The 15,958-nt window shown below is 68.2% G+C and carries 17 protein-coding genes; 1 reads left to right on the top strand and 16 read right to left on the bottom strand.

From position 1 onward, the window contains the following. Nucleotides 1–197 precede the first annotated feature (197 nt). Entirely contained in the window at nucleotides 198–1,709 is a 1,512-nt protein-coding gene (locus E3T49_RS02025; RefSeq protein ID WP_134423003.1) for a DUF222 domain-containing protein, read from the top strand. A gap of 282 nt (nucleotides 1,710–1,991) precedes the next feature. Here the strand turns inward: E3T49_RS02025 and csrA are convergent, their stop codons facing one another. From csrA to E3T49_RS01945, 16 genes are all read right to left on the bottom strand, one after another. Then, nucleotides 1,992–2,255 carry a carbon storage regulator CsrA gene (gene csrA, locus E3T49_RS02020; RefSeq protein WP_134423001.1) on the bottom strand — a complete coding sequence of 88 codons (264 nt, stop codon included), beginning with the start codon at nucleotides 2,253–2,255 and terminating at the stop codon, nucleotides 1,992–1,994. A gap of 4 nt (nucleotides 2,256–2,259) precedes the next feature. After that, nucleotides 2,260–3,381 carry a hypothetical protein gene (locus tag E3T49_RS02015; RefSeq protein WP_134422999.1) on the bottom strand — a complete coding sequence of 374 codons (1,122 nt, stop codon included), beginning with the start codon at nucleotides 3,379–3,381 and terminating at the stop codon, nucleotides 2,260–2,262. Then, complete coding sequence (locus E3T49_RS02010) at nucleotides 3,356–5,407, bottom strand: flagellar biosynthesis protein FlhA (protein WP_134422997.1); 2,052 nt, start codon at nucleotides 5,405–5,407, stop codon at nucleotides 3,356–3,358. The genes E3T49_RS02015 and E3T49_RS02010 overlap by 26 nt, the downstream gene beginning before the upstream one ends. Further along, nucleotides 5,404–6,510 carry an EscU/YscU/HrcU family type III secretion system export apparatus switch protein gene (locus E3T49_RS02005; RefSeq protein ID WP_134422995.1) on the bottom strand — a complete coding sequence of 369 codons (1,107 nt, stop codon included), beginning with the start codon at nucleotides 6,508–6,510 and terminating at the stop codon, nucleotides 5,404–5,406. Before E3T49_RS02005 ends, E3T49_RS02010 begins: the two co-directional genes overlap by 4 nt. Beyond that, complete coding sequence (locus E3T49_RS02000; protein WP_134422993.1) at nucleotides 6,511–7,269, bottom strand: flagellar biosynthetic protein FliR; 759 nt, start codon at nucleotides 7,267–7,269, stop codon at nucleotides 6,511–6,513. Nucleotide 7,270: 1 nt separating this feature from the next. Further along, nucleotides 7,271–7,546 carry a flagellar biosynthesis protein FliQ gene (gene fliQ / locus E3T49_RS01995; protein ID WP_134364018.1) on the bottom strand — a complete coding sequence of 92 codons (276 nt, stop codon included), beginning with the start codon at nucleotides 7,544–7,546 and terminating at the stop codon, nucleotides 7,271–7,273. Next, complete coding sequence (gene fliP / locus E3T49_RS01990; protein ID WP_134423654.1) at nucleotides 7,546–8,337, bottom strand: flagellar type III secretion system pore protein FliP; 792 nt, start codon at nucleotides 8,335–8,337, stop codon at nucleotides 7,546–7,548. The genes fliQ and fliP overlap by 1 nt, the downstream gene beginning before the upstream one ends. 65 nt (nucleotides 8,338–8,402) lie before the next feature. After that, nucleotides 8,403–8,864 (bottom strand): FliO/MopB family protein, encoded by a 462-nt coding sequence (locus E3T49_RS01985; RefSeq protein WP_134422991.1) that lies wholly within the window; start codon nucleotides 8,862–8,864, stop codon nucleotides 8,403–8,405. Then, entirely contained in the window at nucleotides 8,865–9,569 is a 705-nt protein-coding gene (fliN, locus tag E3T49_RS01980; protein ID WP_134422989.1) for a flagellar motor switch protein FliN, read from the bottom strand. Continuing rightward, nucleotides 9,566–10,453, bottom strand: coding sequence for a flagellar motor switch protein FliM (locus E3T49_RS01975; RefSeq protein ID WP_134422987.1), 888 nt, complete (start codon nucleotides 10,451–10,453; stop codon nucleotides 9,566–9,568). The genes fliN and E3T49_RS01975 overlap by 4 nt, the downstream gene beginning before the upstream one ends. A 61-nt stretch (nucleotides 10,454–10,514) precedes the next feature. Then, nucleotides 10,515–11,414 carry an OmpA/MotB family protein gene (locus E3T49_RS01970; protein ID WP_134422985.1) on the bottom strand — a complete coding sequence of 300 codons (900 nt, stop codon included), beginning with the start codon at nucleotides 11,412–11,414 and terminating at the stop codon, nucleotides 10,515–10,517. Next, a complete protein-coding gene (locus tag E3T49_RS01965) occupies nucleotides 11,411–12,226 on the bottom strand; it encodes a motility protein A (protein ID WP_134422983.1) in 816 nt (271 codons plus the stop codon). The genes E3T49_RS01970 and E3T49_RS01965 overlap by 4 nt, the downstream gene beginning before the upstream one ends. Next, on the bottom strand, nucleotides 12,226–12,537 hold the full coding sequence (locus tag E3T49_RS01960; protein WP_134422981.1) for a flagellar FlbD family protein: 312 nt from the start codon (nucleotides 12,535–12,537) through the stop codon (nucleotides 12,226–12,228). Before E3T49_RS01960 ends, E3T49_RS01965 begins: the two co-directional genes overlap by 1 nt. A 105-nt stretch (nucleotides 12,538–12,642) precedes the next feature. Next, nucleotides 12,643–14,238 carry an ABC-F family ATP-binding cassette domain-containing protein gene (locus E3T49_RS01955; RefSeq protein WP_134422979.1) on the bottom strand — a complete coding sequence of 532 codons (1,596 nt, stop codon included), beginning with the start codon at nucleotides 14,236–14,238 and terminating at the stop codon, nucleotides 12,643–12,645. Between the two features lie 75 nt (nucleotides 14,239–14,313). Continuing rightward, nucleotides 14,314–14,664, bottom strand: coding sequence for an HPF/RaiA family ribosome-associated protein (locus tag E3T49_RS01950; protein ID WP_134422977.1), 351 nt, complete (start codon nucleotides 14,662–14,664; stop codon nucleotides 14,314–14,316). A gap of 91 nt (nucleotides 14,665–14,755) precedes the next feature. After that, complete coding sequence (locus tag E3T49_RS01945) at nucleotides 14,756–15,928, bottom strand: flagellar hook protein FlgE (RefSeq protein ID WP_134422975.1); 1,173 nt, start codon at nucleotides 15,926–15,928, stop codon at nucleotides 14,756–14,758. Nucleotides 15,929–15,958 lie beyond the last annotated feature (30 nt).

Below are 15,958 nucleotides of genomic sequence, written 5' to 3'. Positions count from 1 at the left end.
CCGTGCGTTCGCGGCGCAGGCCGTGGAAGCGGGCGCACGCTAGAACGTGCGCCCGCTTCCACGCACTGCGCCGCGAGGACGGGCCCAGCTGAGGCGCTCGACCCGAGCGAGGTGTACTCGCATATGTCTTCGATAATCCTTCGACAATTAGGTGACCAACTCTCGACTACGCGTACTAGTTCTGGTATTCTCGACGCATGACCACCACCGCAGACGACCTCAGAACGGCGACGGATGCCGTCGCCCGCCTGGGATCCTCCTGCGCCGACTACGAGGCACTCGCCGATGCCGAGGTGCTGGCCGGTCAGAAGCAGATCGCAGCAGCCCGGCGGCTCCTCGACACCCGGTCGGCGTGGATGGCCGCAATCATCGCCCGTCGCTCGCGGCCGGAGCTCGGCCACTCCGGCCTGGCCGCGCAGCAGGGGTTCCTCTCGCCCGAGGCACTCATCCAGACGGTGACCGGGTCGACGAAGAACGACGCCTTCAAGCTCGTCGCGGTCGGCACGATGATGGCCGATGCCGAGGCAGCGGAGAAACTGGTCGAGGCTGCCGTGGAGTCGCCCGACGCGGATCCCGCCGCGGTCGCGGAGTTCGTGGCGAAGGTGCCGTGGCAGGCACCGATCGCCCGAGCTGTCACCGACGGCACCCTCTCGGTCGATGCGGCCGAGTCGATCCGTTCCGGCCTCGGCCAGATCGACGCCGCGGTCACCGCCGACAAGCTCGGCACCGCCCTCGATTCCCTCCTCGTCGAGGCCGCGTCACTGAACGCAGATCAGGTCTTCAAGCTCGCCCGCCGCCTCCGTGACCAGCTCGACGAGGCCGGTATCGCCGCCCGGGAGAAGCAGGCCCACGATGACCGGTTCCTGCGGGTCTACCGGCTGGGAAACGGCAAGGTGCGCCTGAATGGGCTCTTCGCCCCCGAAGACGGCGAGTTCGTGCTGTCCACGTTCGACTCCGTGACCAGCCCTCGCCGCGGCGGGGTGCGTTTCGTCGACAAGGAGAAGGCTGCCTGGGCCAAGCGTGTGCAGGATGACCCGCGCAGCACCGAGCAGATCGCCGCCGACGCCCTGGTGCAGTTGCTGAAGATCGCCGGTGAGGCCGACCAGGGCCGGGTCTTCGGCGGCCGCCGCCCCGCGGTGCGGGTCATCGTCACCGAGAAGGCCCTGAAGTCGGGCCAGCCGGGCCAGCCGGCCGGTCAGACGGGCCAGCCGGCCCCCGGCCAGGCTGCCCAGGGTGGCCCGGTTCCCGCCGAAGACACCGAAACCCGCGAAGCCGCCGCCCACGGTCAGATCGAAGGCAACCCCGTGCCGATCTCGCAGGAAACCATCGACCGGTTGCTCTGCGATACCGGAACCCGCGGCATCCAGATCGACGACACCGGCCAGATCATCAACGTCGGCCGTGACCAACGACTCTTCACCGAAGCACAACGCGCCGCGATGGGAGTGCGGGACGGAGGCTGCCGCTGGGTCGACTGCGACCGATCACCCGCGTGGTCTGAGGCACACCACATCAACGAATGGCTCGCGGACAACGGGTTCACCGACCTTGCCGACGGGGTGCTGCTCTGCCATCCGCACCATCTGCTGCTTCACAACCAGCACTGGAACATCATCCGCACCGGAAATGACTACTGGCTCCGGCCACCGGTCGAGGTTGACCCGGAACAAACGCTGATCGCACTGCCCAGCAAACGGGCTACCCTGTAGGCGTGGCCCCGGGTCTTGACAGGCTCGACCACCGTCGCGGGAACCTCTGGAGGGCGTGGCCCCGGGTCTCGACAGGCTCGACCACCGTCGCGGGAACCTCTGGAGGGTGGGTCGCCGGGTCTCGACAGGCTCTGGTCTCGACAGGCTCGACCACCGTCGCGGGAACCTCTGGAGGGCGGGTCACCGGGTCTCGACAGGCTCGACCACCGCGGGTCTCGACAGGCTCGACCACCGGGGCTCGACCGCCGTGGCTCGACCGCCGTGGGCTTTGCTGTTGAGGGGCTACGGGGCGGGCGTTGGCGGAACGGGAAGAAGACCCAGGGTGGCCTTGAGGCGGGCCTCGGCATCGTCGTGACCCTGACCGGACTCGCTCGCCGCGATATTCGCCTCGGTCACGGCACGGAGCACTTCATCACGCTGGATGCGCACTCCTCGCGGAGCGTCGACGCCGATCCGGATACTGTCGCCACGCACGTCGAGGACGGTGATGACGATGTCGTCACCAATGAGGATCTTCTCCCCCTGCTTCCGCGTTAGTACCAGCACCCGTTCAGCCTAGCTTGAGGCTCTGCCGCATTGCGGCCACCGTGCCGGCCGGCGCCGGGACACCGTCGACCCACCCCACCGGGATGCCCAGGTCGTCAACGGTCTCCGGTGAACCGGTCGTGGCATACCCGGTGACCGCCAGCGCATCGATGTCCAGGCTCCGCGCGACTTCGGCGACCCAGCGTGCGGTATCCGCGGGCTTGCGGCCGGCATCCACAACGACCCAGACCTGATCCGGGCGAATCAACCCGAGAAGAGACGCGTGAATGGCGGCCGTCGCCGGATTCTTGTCAAACCCGAAGGCGACGAAACTGGTCTGGCCGAGCTCCACTCCCCTGGCCCGGGCCTCGAGCGCGGTACGTCGATCCAGGACGCGGTCCAGCCCGGCCTCCGCGGCCAGCCCGCCATCGATGGCGCCGGCCACGAGAACCACGGCCGTACCGTTTGCCGGGGCGAGTTCCCGCGTCACGGGCAGCGCGGCATCCTGCCAGCCGATGACGATGACAAGATTCCCCGCGCCGGTGAGCGCACGGGGGACGGCGGCGTCCGCGCCCGCTCGGGTCATTTGCCTGCGGGCGGCTCGGCGCCCACTCGCCCGCGGGGCAGCCGTGCCCTCGGACAGCAAATCCGCGGCCCGTTCAGTGAAGGTCGGCGCGGCAGAGACGCCAGCCATGGCCGGGGTCTGCTCCTCGGCCGTCGTCTCGCCGCCCATGGGAGCAGCCGGGGACGCGACCGTCGGCGCGACGGGGGTGATCAGCACCGGGTCGGGCATTTCGCGCGTTGCGAAGGTGAGTTCATCCATCAGATCGGCGAACCCCTCGGACACGGTCGACATGCGCGGCTCGGCCGCGGTGTACAGGCGGGCCTCCTCCGCGTCGGCGTCGTCGAGAAGCGCGGCGATGCCGAGCCGCACCTGCACATCGCTCCGGGAGTGGGCCGCTCGCCGTCGGCGGGCGGGCACCTCCACGGTGACCTCGATGTGCCGCCTCGCGAAGAAACCCCGGATGCCACCGACGGTCACCTGCTCCGCGGCGACGATGCGGGCCTCGGCGCCGTGCTCGGCCAGGATGCGCGCCTTCAGTTCCGGCAGCGATGAACCCTCAAGCAGAAATCGATTCGGTTCCACGCACCACCCCCACCGTCTCGATGGCCACGTTCGCGGACGTGACCTCCTGATAGGACAACACGGCGATGCCGCCGGACTGCGCGGAGACCAGGCGGCGGACGGCAGGGCGAAGTGCCGGCGCGCAGACCAGCACCGCGCTCAACCCGGCCGCCTCGACGTTCGCGAGAGCCTCCTTGAGCGAACCCAGGATGGCCTCGACCCGATTCGGATCCAGCATGATCTGCGTGCCCTGGTCGGAAGGACGCATCCCCTCGAGCATGGACTGCTCGAGGCCGGGCTCGATCATGATGACCCGGAGCAGCCCCTCATCGAGGTACTGGGCGGTGAGGGCCGGACCCAGAGCCTGACGGGCCGCCTCGATCAGTCCCTCCGGGTCGTTGGACACCTTCGCCCGCAGCGAGAGCGACTCGTAGATGCGGGGCAGGTCGTTGATCGGGATCATCTCCACCAGCAGACCCTGCAGCACGCGCTGCACCTCGGCGAGGGACAGCAGTCCGGGGATGAGGTCCTCGACGGCCGACGGGTTGACCAGCCGCACGCCGTCGGTGAGCACGCGCACATCCTCGCGGGTGAGCAGCCGCGCCGCATTTCCGGTGATGATCGAGGACAGGTGGGTGACCAGAACGGAAACCCGGTCGATGACCGTGGCCCCGGTCATCTCCGCGCTGTGCCGCATCTCGCTCGGCACCCATTTGCCGACGAGGCCGAACACGGGCTCCACCGTGGCCTGACCCGGCAGCGAATCGAGCGCGTCACCGAGCGCGAGCACCTTGCCGGACGGCGCCATCCCGCGGCCGGCCTCCACCCCGGCGATCCGGATCGAATACGTCGACGAGGGCAGGTCGACGCTGTCCCGGGTGCGCACGGGCGGAACGACCACACCGAGGTCCACGGCCACCTTGCGACGCAGGGCGCGCACGCGGGCCAGGAGGTCGTCCTGCGCCCCGGAGACGAGATCCACGAGGTCGGGAGCGAGAAGGATCTCCAGCGCGTGCACCCGCATGGTCTCGATCAGGTCTTCCGGGGTATCGGAGCGGGGTGCCATCGCCTCGGCGGCGACGCCGGCATCCCGACCGGCCTGGTCCCGGGTCTCCCCCGCCTTGATCCGGCGGGCGAAGAGGATCAGGCCCAGCCCGATCACCACGAACGGCAGGATCGGCATACCCGGGATCAGCGCCATCAGGAGGGCGGCACTGCCGGCGATGGTCAGGGCCATGCGGGACTGGGTGAGCTGGCCGGACGCGGCCGCACCGATGTCGGACTCCGCGTTGGAACGGGTCACGATCATGCCCGTTGAGACCGCCATCAGCAGGGCCGGGATCTGCGTCACGAGGCCGTCGCCGATGGTCAGCAGCGAGTAGGTGGTCATGGCCTCGGAGACCGACAGCCCGCGCTGAATCATGCCGATCGCGATACCGCCGATCAGGTTGATGATGATGATGATGATCCCGGCGATCGCGTCACCCTTGACGAACTTCGACGCGCCGTCCATGGCACCGTAGAAGTCCGCCTCCGCGGACACCTCCGCACGGCGCTCCCTGGCCTGCACATCGGTGATCAGGCCGGCGTTCAGGTCGGCGTCGATCGCCATCTGCTTGCCGGGCATGGCATCCAGGGTGAACCGCGCGCCGACCTCGGCGACACGCTCGGCACCCTTGGTGACCACCACGAACTGGATCACGACCAGGATCAGGAAGATGACGGCGCCGATGATGATCGACCCACCGACGGCCACGTGGCCGAACGCGGCGATCACCTGCCCGGCATAGCCCTCGCCCAGCACGAGCCGGGTCGACGCGACGTTCAGGCCCAGCCGGAACAGGGTGGCGACGAGCAGCAGCGACGGGAACACCGAGAAGTCGAGGGGCTTCTTGACGAACATCGTGGTCAGCAGCGTGACCAGCGCCAAAAGGATGTTCACGATGATCAGCACATCGAGCATCACGGCGGGCACCGGCACGACGAGCAGCAGGATGATGCCGACCACTCCGACCGGCACCGCGAGTTTGGCGAGATTGCTGTTCATCGGTGGCCTCCGGCCGTCAGGACGCGATCGTTCATGATGTGCACACCCGAGCCGGCACCGGAGCCGCGGGTCTTCAGGGCGAGCACGAAGGCGAGCACCTGGGCCACGGCGTTGTACAGCTCGACCGGGATCTCGTCGCCCAGCTTGCAGGCGCTGTGCAGGGCACGGGTGAGCGGAATGTCGCGCACGATCGGCACCCGATCGGTCTCGGCCTGCTCCCGGATGCGCGCCGCGATCACGCCGGCCCCCGTGGCCACCACCCGCGGTGCGGACTTGCCCGGCTCGTAGCGCAGCGCGACGGCGAAGTGCGTGGGGTTGACCATGACCACGTCGGCGGTGGCGACGGCGGCGATCATCCGGTTGCGGCTCATCGCGAGCTGCCGGGCCCGGCGCTGCTGCTTCACCATCGGGTCGCCCTCGGAACTCTTGTTCTCGTCGGTGACTTCCTTCTTCGTCATGCGCGTGCGCTTGCGGTTGCGCCGCATCACCACGAACACGTCTGCGGCGGCGAGCACCAGTCCGGCGATCACCGCCGACTGCACGAGGGCGGTCGCCCCTCCGCTGGCCGCACCGATCAGCACGGAGACGGGCAGTCCCCCGGCCGTCATCAGCAGGGGCGTGAGCCCCTGCACCACGAGCACCAGAACGAGCCCCACGGCGATGGTCTTGAGCAGGGCCTTGACGCCCTGCCACACGGCCTGGCCGCCGAAGGTGCGGCCGAGACCGGTCACGAGGTTGAACTGATCGTATTTGCCGGCGACCTTCTTGAAGTGAACCCCGCCCTGCACGACGGCGCCCACCAGAACAACGACGAAGACGGTGGCGAGCATGGGGGTCAGGATGGCACCCATCGAGGCCAGTGAGTCCACCAGCATCTGCACGGCCAGGTCCGGCTGCGGGTTGGCGACCAGTGAACGGATGCTGATCATCTGGTCGGTTCCGGCCTTCGCGGCCAGGCCGATCGTGACCGGGGTCATCGCGGCGGCGGCGCCGATGCCGATCCACGCCGTCAGGTCCTGGGACTTGGAGAGCTGGCCCTTGGACCGCACCTCGCGCATCCGTTTATCGGTCGCCTGTTCGGTCTTCTCACCGGAGTCGGACACCTATTTCACCCCCAGCATGGTGGCGACGGCGTCATCGGTCAGTGACGCGACGATGCGCGGCAGCGCCACGAAGCCGGCGGCGCCGAGCGTGAAGGTGATCAGGATCTTGAGCGGGAAGCCGAGCGCGAAGGCGTTCAGGGCCGGGGCCACCCGGGTGAGGAGGCCGAGGCCCGCGTCGGCGAGGAACAACACGACGATCAGTGGGCCGGCGATCTGCACAGCTGCGAGCAGCATCTGGCCGACCGCCGCCGTGACGGTCTGCATCGGTATGGCGAGATCGATCCCCCCGCCGATCGGCAGGGCCGAGAATGTGCGCGTCACGCCGCCGATGATCAGCTGGTAGCCGCCGGAGGCGAACAGGAGGGCCAGCGCGGTCATCTGGTAGAGCCGGGTGAACTGGGCGCCGTTGACCATGGCCTGCGGGTCGAAGCCCTGGGCGAGCTGGAAGCCGCCGAACATGTCGATCAGGTTGCCGGCGGACTGGATGGCGGAGAACACCACGAGCACCAGGAAACCCAGCAACCCGCCGACCACGATCTCGAGGATCAGGGCCGTGATGAAGCCGCCCGTGTCGGGCGAGAGGTAGCCGGGCGTGACCCGCGGGGAGACCGCGAGGGCCAGGCCGAGGGCGAGCATGCCCTTGATCCGCAGCGGGAACGCGTTGTAGGAGAACGGCGGCGCCACGACAAGGAACGCCACCATGCGCACGCCGGCCAGCATTGTTGCTTCGATCCAGGCGAAATCGAGGGTGATATTCATGTCAGCCGCCGCCGATGAGGCCGGGGATCTTGTCGAACAGCATGTGCGTGAAGGAGACCATCTCGGAGATCATCCAGTGTCCGGAGATGATCATGGCCACGGCCACGGCGATCGCCTTGGGCACGAACGACAGCGTGACCTCCTGGATCTGGGTGATCGACTGCAGCAGGGAGATCGCGAAACCGACGACCAGGGCCGTGATCAGGATGGGTGCGGAAAGTTTGCCGGCGATCAGGATGCCCTGCAGCCCGATGTCGAGGACGGCGTTGGTATCCATCAGCCACCCCGGTAACTGGAGACGAGGGTCGTGATGATCAGACCCCAGCCGTCGACGAGCACGAACAGGAGGATTTTGAACGGCAGCGAGATCATCACCGGCGGAAGCATCATCATGCCCATCGACATCAGGGCCGCGGACACGACGAGGTCGATCACGAGGAACGGCACGAAGATCACGAAGCCGATGATGAACGCGGCGCGAAGCTCGGAGATCATGAACGCGGGGATCAGGGTGAGCAGCGACACCGCGTCACGGGTTTCCGGGTTCGCCTGGTCCGCGGCCCGGGTCATCAGGGCCAGGTCCTCCTCCCGGGTGTGCGCGAGCATGAAGGTGCGGAGCGGCGCGGAGCCGAGCGTGACCGCGTCGTCGAAGTTCATCGTGCCGTTCAGGTACGGCTGCAGGGCGCCGTCGTTGATCTCGGTCAGGATGGGCGCCATGATGAACAGCGACAGGAACAGGGCCAGCCCGGCCAGAACCTGGTTCGGCGGGATCGACGGCAGTGCGAGCGCGTTCCGGGTCATCGCGAGAACGACGAAGATCTTCGTGAAGCTCGTCATCATGAGCAGCAGGGCCGGCGCCACCGAGAGCAGGGTGATCCCGATCAGGGTCACGATCGCCGAGGACGGCTCGCCGTTCGGGCCGTTGATCTGCACGTTGAGCCCGCCGCCGCCCGGATCCGTCGGCGTGACCGGGTCGGTCGGACCGACCGGATCGGTCGGTGCGGCATGGCCGGCAGGCGCCACCAGCATCAGGACGGCGATGACGATCACCAGCACGAGGGCCGCCATCACCAGGTACCGGGCCAGCTCTCGCCGCCGATCCGGGCGCACGGCCGGGCGCACGGCCGACGTGGTCACCGGCCCTGCCGCAGTGCGGCGGCGGTCTGCTGCCAGGTGGCGGGCGAGAGGATCGACCCGCCGATCCGGCCCGACGTGGTCCGGTCCCGCCGCGGCCGGAGGATGAGGGGCGGCGTGAGCACCTCGCCGCCGGTGCCGGAATCGGCGTGCACGGCCTCGTCGAGCTCGCGGGCGAAGTCGTCCCCGGCGTGCGGGGCCGCTGCATCCGTGGGTGCGTCGCCACCGTGCAGAACGCTGACGGACTGCTCGGTCACGCCGAGCACGAAGCGCCGGCCGTCGATGTCGACGACGACGACGGATGCCTTCTGACCCACACCCTGCCGGCCCACCACGGTGACCAGGTTCGGGGTGCGCGCGCCGAGGGAGCCCTTCGTCAGCTTGCGCTGCAGCACCCAGAGCAGCCCCAGCACGGCGGCCAGGGACAGCGCCACCCGGAGCGCGACGAGGACGGTGTCCACCTAGGTCAGGCTCTCGGCCACGTCGAGGATCTGGGTGATCCGCACCCCGTAGTCCTGGTCCACCACGACGATCTCGCCGTGCGCGATCAGCCGGCCGTTCAGCAGCACATCGGCGGGAGCCCCGGCGGAACGGTCGAGTTCGATGACGGCACCCGGTTCGAGGGTGAGCACGTCGCGCACGGACATCCGGGTGCGCCCGATCTCCACGGTCAGGGCCATCTGCACGCTGTTGATCCGTCCGAGTTTGCCGGCCACGGACTGCGGAGAGCGCGGCGCGCCGGCAGACACGCCGTTGTCGCGCAGCCGCACGGCGAACCAGCCCGTGACGTGTCCGTCACCGGTCAGCTCGAAAACGCTGGTGGCGTCATCCGCGAACAGGGCCGTGGCATCGCCCGACCGCGTCTCCCCGAGGACCCCGACGCCGAACACGCTCGCGGCGCTCTCCAGGGCGGGGCGCAGCACATCCTGGCGGGAGACGAGGGCGGAATCAGTGCCGGAGGCGGAATCCAGTGAAGCCGGGTCGGCGAGCACCAGGGCCAGATCGGCGGAGGAGACCCCCACGAAGGACGCCAGCGCGGCATCCCCGACCCGACCGGCGAGGGCGGCCCCGGAGCAGACCTGCGCGCGGAGGCGGGTCGTGGTGGGGAGAAGATCCAGCAGGGCCTCGACGGCGGCGGTCTGCGCGGCGGTGGGGGTGGTGATCATGGGGAGGACTCCTCGGTGTCGGTGACGATGCAGGCCAGGCGGGAGCCGTTGGAACCGACGGCGGCCCGAGCGAGAGTGTGGCCGTCGACCACCACGTCGAGAGGCCGGTGCTGAGGGTGCGGCAGGGGCAGAACGTCGCCGACGGCCAGACCCAGCACGACGCTGGGCAGCACGAGTGCCGGCGTCAGGCGAACGGACACGTCCACCGGCACCTGGGACAGCTGGGCGCGCAGCAGGTCGGCAGAATCGGCGCTCCCGGTCGGCGGAACGGCCTCGACCAGCTGCGGCAGGAGCGCCTCCGCCGGGAGAGCGACGGTGGCGGCGGCGGTGCCCTCACCGATACGCAGGATGAAGCTGGCGACGATCATCAGGTCGGCGGTGGCCGCGGCCTGGGCGAACTGCGAGTTGTACTGGATCGCGCCGACGGCAATGGAATGAACCAACAGGGAACCGAGCGAGTAGCGCAGGTCCTCGAGGGCGTCATCCATCAGGCGACGCACGAGAGCGAGTTCGATCTGGGTGAAGGCACGCTCCGGTAACGTGGTGCCGGCGGTGCCGCCCAGCATGTGGCTGACCCAGGACAGGGCCGCGGAGGTGGGGAACTGCACGACGGCTTTGGCCGTGATGCCGCCCACGGGGCACAGCACCATGGCGGTCGTGGCCGGCAGCGAGGATGCGTACTCGTCGTAGGTTCGCATGATCACGTGATCGCATTTCACCTGCGACATGACCCGCACCTTGGCGGTGAGCTGAGTGCCCCACTGACGGGCGAAGGTTTCGAAGGCAAGCTCGAGCACCCGGGAGTGCTCGCGCGCGAGCGTTGTCGGGCGACGAAAGTCGTACACCTCGACCGTGCGCTCCGCCGAAGCGGGCACACCAATCACTGCTTGTTCCTGGACCGTCACGGTGAGGACTATCGGTCAGAGCGAGCCGATGGTTAGCAGCTCAGTGACCTTTCTTTTCCTCTTTGACCACGGCGGTCACGGGAGACTCCGCGGTCTGGGCCTTCACCGCCGGCTCCGGGCTGACGGGCGTCACCCCCGCGACGATGTCGGGAATCAGCTGGCGCACCGCTTCCGGCTGGCTGGAGAGGAGCACGACGTCGACCCGTCGGTTCTGCGCCTGCGCCGCCAGATCGGCACCCTCGGCCACGGGTCGGGCCGAACCGTAGCCGACCGCCGAGACGCGTTCCTGTCCCACGCCGCCGGACTCGACCAGCCGGCGGAGCACCGCCGTTGCCCGGCCCGAGGACAGCTCCCAGTCGGTGGGGTAATTCGTGGTCACGCCGTGCCGGTCGGCGTGGCCCTCCACCTTGATCTCCCGGGTGTTGCCGGACAGGATCGGGGCGACGGCATCCAGGACCTGCACGGCCTGGCTGCTCAGATTGGCGAGGTTGGGTTCGAAGAAGGCCTCGGAGCCGATCAGCCCGATGATCAGGCCGCGCTCGTCGATCGTGAACTGCACCTGCTGGGCCACGCCCTTGGCATCCACCGCGGCCTGCAGGGCATCCTTCACCGCGGTGAGGTCCTTGACCTCCGCGGCGGCGACCTGGATGTCGGTGAACCCGGTCATCTCGGACTGGGCGACCTTGTCCGCGGTGACGACGACACCCTTGGCCGTGTCGATCTTGCCGACATCCGTGACGCCGAAACCCGTCGCGAGGGAGTTCTTCAGTTGCAGGAACTTCTCCTGGTCGACGGAGGACATCGCGAACAGGACGATGAACATGCACATCAGCACGGTGACCATGTCCATGTAGGACGCCATCCACCGCTCGTCGACGTGCTCGACGTGCTCCTCCTCCAGCCCCCGTCCCCGCGGGCGGCCACGGCCGTGCCCGCTCATGCTGCCTCCGACAGGGACTTGTCCGCCTTACCGGCCTTTCCCGGCTTGCCTGCCTTGCCGGCCTTGGCCGTCGCCGCCGCGGGAACCATGGCGCGCAATCTCTCTCCGAGGAGTCGGGGCTGGCTGCCTGCCTGGACTGCCAGCGCGCCTTCCAGGAGCAGGGTCATCCGTTCGACCTCGATGTCGCTGAGCCGTTTCAGACGGTTGCCGATCGGCAGCCAGAGGAAGTTGGCCGTGAGCAGCCCCCAGAGAGTGGCGACGAAGGCGGCGGCGATCATCGGGCCGAGGGTGGACGGCGTGTCGAGGTTCTCCAGCACGTGCGTCAGCGAGACGACCGTTCCGATGATGCCGACCGTGGGCGCGTAGCCGCCGAGGGTGGTGAAGAACTTGGCGGCGTTGCGGCTCTCCTTGGTGGCGGTCGCGAGCTCGTCTTCCAGCAGGATCCGAAGTTCGTCGCCGTCGGTGCCGTCGGCGATGTTCTGCAGGGCGCCGCGCAGGAACGGGTCGGAAACGTTGTCGGCCTCCTGCTCGAGGGCGAGCAGGCCGGAGCTGCGGGCTTTCTCGGCGAGGCCGACCACCTGGTCGATCACCTGCTGCGGAGGGGTGGTCTTGCCGAAGAAGGCGCCGGGCAGGGCTTTGAACGCCGAAATCGCGTCCCGGATGGTGCCGCCCGCGATCCCGACCGCGATGGTGGCACCGAAGACCAGGACCATCGGGGCAGGCAGGAGGATCGACTGGACGTGGCCGCCCTCGAGGATGATCATCGCGTAGAGCGAGCCGAAGGCGATCGCTATGCCGATCAGGGTTGCCATCAGATCCTCCGCGGGCGGGAGGGAACCGTGCTGCCGGGTTCGATGATTTCCGCGATCGCATGCGGACCGTCGACGATTTCGAGCGAACGGATGCCCGGCCGGTAGTCGGTATCCGGGGACAGGTAGGCCAGCGAAATCACATGGGCCCGGAACCGGGCGATCTTCTCGATGACGTCCTCGAGGGTCTCCGTGACGATGAACTTGGCGCCGTCGACCATGACGAGGGTCGTGTCGGGGTTCGCGTGGATGCGTTCGATCAGGTCCGGGTTGATCGCGAACTGGCTGTCATTCAGCCTCGTCACAACGATCATGGCGTCCACCCTGGGTTCAGAACGATTCGAGTAACCGTCACGCCCCACTGTCGGCCGCGAGGCCGGGTGCGTTAGCTGCCGGCGGGAACAGACCCCCCTTCCCGGTTACGCCGCGCGCACCACGATCTCGCCCGGCTCGGCCGCGTCGCTGCCGAAGACCAGGTGCCGGGTGGCGATCTTGTCGGTGAAGAACCGGTCGTGGCTGACCACGACCACGGCACCGGGGAAGTGGATCAGCGCGCGCTCCATCACCTGGGTGCTGGCCATGTCCAGGTGGTTGGTCGGTTCGTCCAGCAACAGCACCGCTGCGCCGGACAGCAGGCACTGTGCCATGGCGACGCGGGCGCGCTGCCCGCCGGAGAGGTTGCCGATCTTCTGCTTGAGGTCGGCCTCGGAGAATTGGAACATCGCGAGGAAGCGGTTGACCGATTTGCGGGTCGCGGTGAAGGCGAGGCTGCCCGGCATGGCATTGACGGAATGGCTGACGGTGTCGTCGTCGTCGAGGCCGTCGAGCACCTGGTTGTAGGAGACCACGGCGGCGCCGGCCGCCCAGGCCACGGTGCCGAAATCGGCCGTCTCCTCCCCCGCCAGCACCCGCAGCAGCGTGGTCTTACCGCTGCCGTTGGAACCCAGCACGACGATGCGGTTGCCGCGGCGGATCTCGAAGGTGAGGTCGGTGAACAGGGCCTTGTCGCCGTAGGACTTGCTGAGCGACTCGATCCGGCAGAGCGAGTCCTTCACGTGCAGTCCGCCGTAGATCTCGGTGATGATCGTGTCGACGGGCCGCGGGCTGCGGGTCTTCTTGATGTGGGCGAGCTGGTTGTCGAGGCTGCGGCTGGCGGCCTTCGCGGCTTCACGGCGGTCGCTGATTCCCTCGGATTCGAACGCGAGCAGCTCGGACTCGTGCAGGAACTGCTGCTCGAGGGTTTTCAGGCGGAATTGCTTCTGCACCACATATTCGCCGAAGTTGCCGGGGTACTCGTGCAGGTGGTAGTTCTCGACCTCGATGATGCGGGTGACGACCCCGTCGAGGAACCGCCGGTCGTGCGAGACGATGATGGCCGCGCCGCGGAAGCTGCGGAACCACGCCTCGAGCCACTCGACGCCGGCCACGTCGAGGTAGTTGGTGGGCTCGTCGAGCAACAGCACATCGGGCTGTTCGAGCAGGATCTTGGCCAGCGCGGCCCGGTTGCGCCAGCCTCCGGACAGCTCGTCGATGGCGCAGACGCGGTGGGCCTCGTCGAACCCGAGGGTGGTCAGCGCGGTGTCGATGCGCCGGGGATAGTCCCACCCGTCGAGGCGGTCCATGTCCTCGAACAGTTCGGCCTGGCGGTGGATCAGCCGGTCCAGTTCGGCGCTCTGCGAGGAATCCGCCGCGATCCGGGCGTCGATCGACGAAAGCTCCGATTCGATGGCCTTGATCGGGGCGAACAGGCCGTCGAGCACCTCGGTGATGGTGGATTCCCCGTTCAGCTCGGAGAACTGGGAGAAGTAGCCCACCCGGATCCCGGGGTCGAGGGTGACGGTGCCGGCATCCGCTGTCACCTGGCCGAGGGCCAGTTTCAGGATGGTCGACTTGCCGGACCCGTTACGGCCGATCAGGCCCACCCGGTCCCCCGGTTCGAGCCGGAAGAAGGCCTCGCGCAGGATCTGGGTGTTCTCGAAACGGATGCTGACGTCGTTCAGCCTGATCAGGCTCATTGCGGCCGTCCTCTCGGGTGGGGGTTCAAGCCCCGGGCGAGGCGGACCGCCAACTTTACCGTGCCGGCCGCCGGTTCACGGCATGGGCTCGTCACCCATGGCAGAGGCACCCTTGTGTTCGTCCAACCGACCGAATTCGGTCTCGAGAACGCTGACCAGCTTGTGGAGTGCCCCGTTGACGGCCGCGTTCACGCTCTCCGCATTGCCGGTTGCCGCGAGCGGATTCCCTCCGGCGGGACGCGCCTCGAGCACGCAACGGATGTCGTCGGTCGTCTCCCGGCCGGCACTCTGGTCGCTGAGGTGAACCACCACTCGCGTCAACCGGGAGTCGAACCGGGCCAGGACCGTTTCGACCGACGATTCAACCTCCTGGCGGATGGTTTCCGTGCCCTTGATGTTGTTGTCGGTGTTGACCAGGATTTGCATCTTTGCTCCTCAGTTGAACGTCGGTCATTCCAGTATGCGCGCAGAAATCTGGCGCCTGACACGATGCCGACGCTGATCATCCGCCCGGCGGCTACCGCTTCAGGTTGGTGAGCTCCTGAAGCACCTCGTCGGAGGTGGTGATGATGCGCGCGTTCGCCTGGAAGCCGCGCTGGGCGACGATCAGATTGGTGAACTCCTGCGACAGGTCCACGTTGGACATTTCCAGGGTTCCGCCGCTGAGCGAGCCGAAGCCGCCGTCGCCGGGGGCGCCGAGGGCAGCGTTCCCCGAGTTGAACGTGGCCCGGTAGGCCGACGAGCCGGCCTTCTCCAGGCCACCCGGGTTGGTGAAGGTCGCGAGGGCGATGCGGGCGATGGATGCCTGGCTTCCGTTGCTGAACAGGCCCACCAGGGTGCCGTCCTTGCCGAGCGTGAACGACTGCAGCGTTCCGGCGGCGGAGCCGTTCTGGCTGCTGGCGGTCGCCGTGGTGAGACCGGCCTGTCCGGTCAGCTCGGTCAGGTCGACGTTGACCCCGTTCACCGTCAGCGCTCCGGTCGGCGTGAGGTTTCCCGCCGCGTCGAGCGTCAGGGCGGTGGAACCGGTGCCGATTCCGTCGCTGCCGGCGACGTCCCAACCGGAGCCCGAGCGGGTGAAGGTCAGGGAGAGCGTGCGCGCGGCGCCCACAGCGTCGTAGATCTTGATGTCGCGCACGAGGGATTCCCCTGCCGCGGCGTCGGCCGGCAGGTTGCCCACCATGGTCGCCGTGTTCGTCGCTGCTGCGGGGATCATGGCCTGCAGCGGCAGAGTGATGTTGCCCACCGGGCCACCCTCGTTGATTTGTCCGTTGACGCCGTTCCAGCCCTGCACGATCGCGCCGTCCGGCGAGACCAGGCGACCCTCGGCGTCGAAGTCGAAGGCGCCCGCACGGCTGTACAGCGTCTCGCCGCCGAGTTGGGTGACGAAGAACCCGTCACCGGAGATTGCGACGTCGGTGGCCCGACCCGTCGACTGCGCGGAGCCCTGGGAGAAATTGGTCGAGATGCCGGCCACCTGCACGCCGAGTCCGATCTGGGCCGGGTTTGTGCCGCCGACCTCCGCCTGCGGTCCGCCGGCACCCTGCTTGAGCTGCGACAGGGTGTCCTGGAACTGAACGGCGGACGCCTTGAACGCCGTGGTGTTGACGTTGGCGATGTTGTTGCCGGTGACGTCGAGCATGGTCTGGTGCGAACGGAGGCCGGAGATTCCGGAGTACAGGGAGCGAAGCATGGGTGCTGCCTTTCGGTGGATGCGAGACGG

The organism is Cryobacterium cryoconiti, from assembly GCF_004403065.1.
GTDB lineage: Bacteria > Actinomycetota > Actinomycetes > Actinomycetales > Microbacteriaceae > Cryobacterium > Cryobacterium cryoconiti.
The sequence above is the reverse complement of the archived record's forward strand: the minus strand, read 5'-3'. Positions and strand labels throughout refer to the sequence as shown.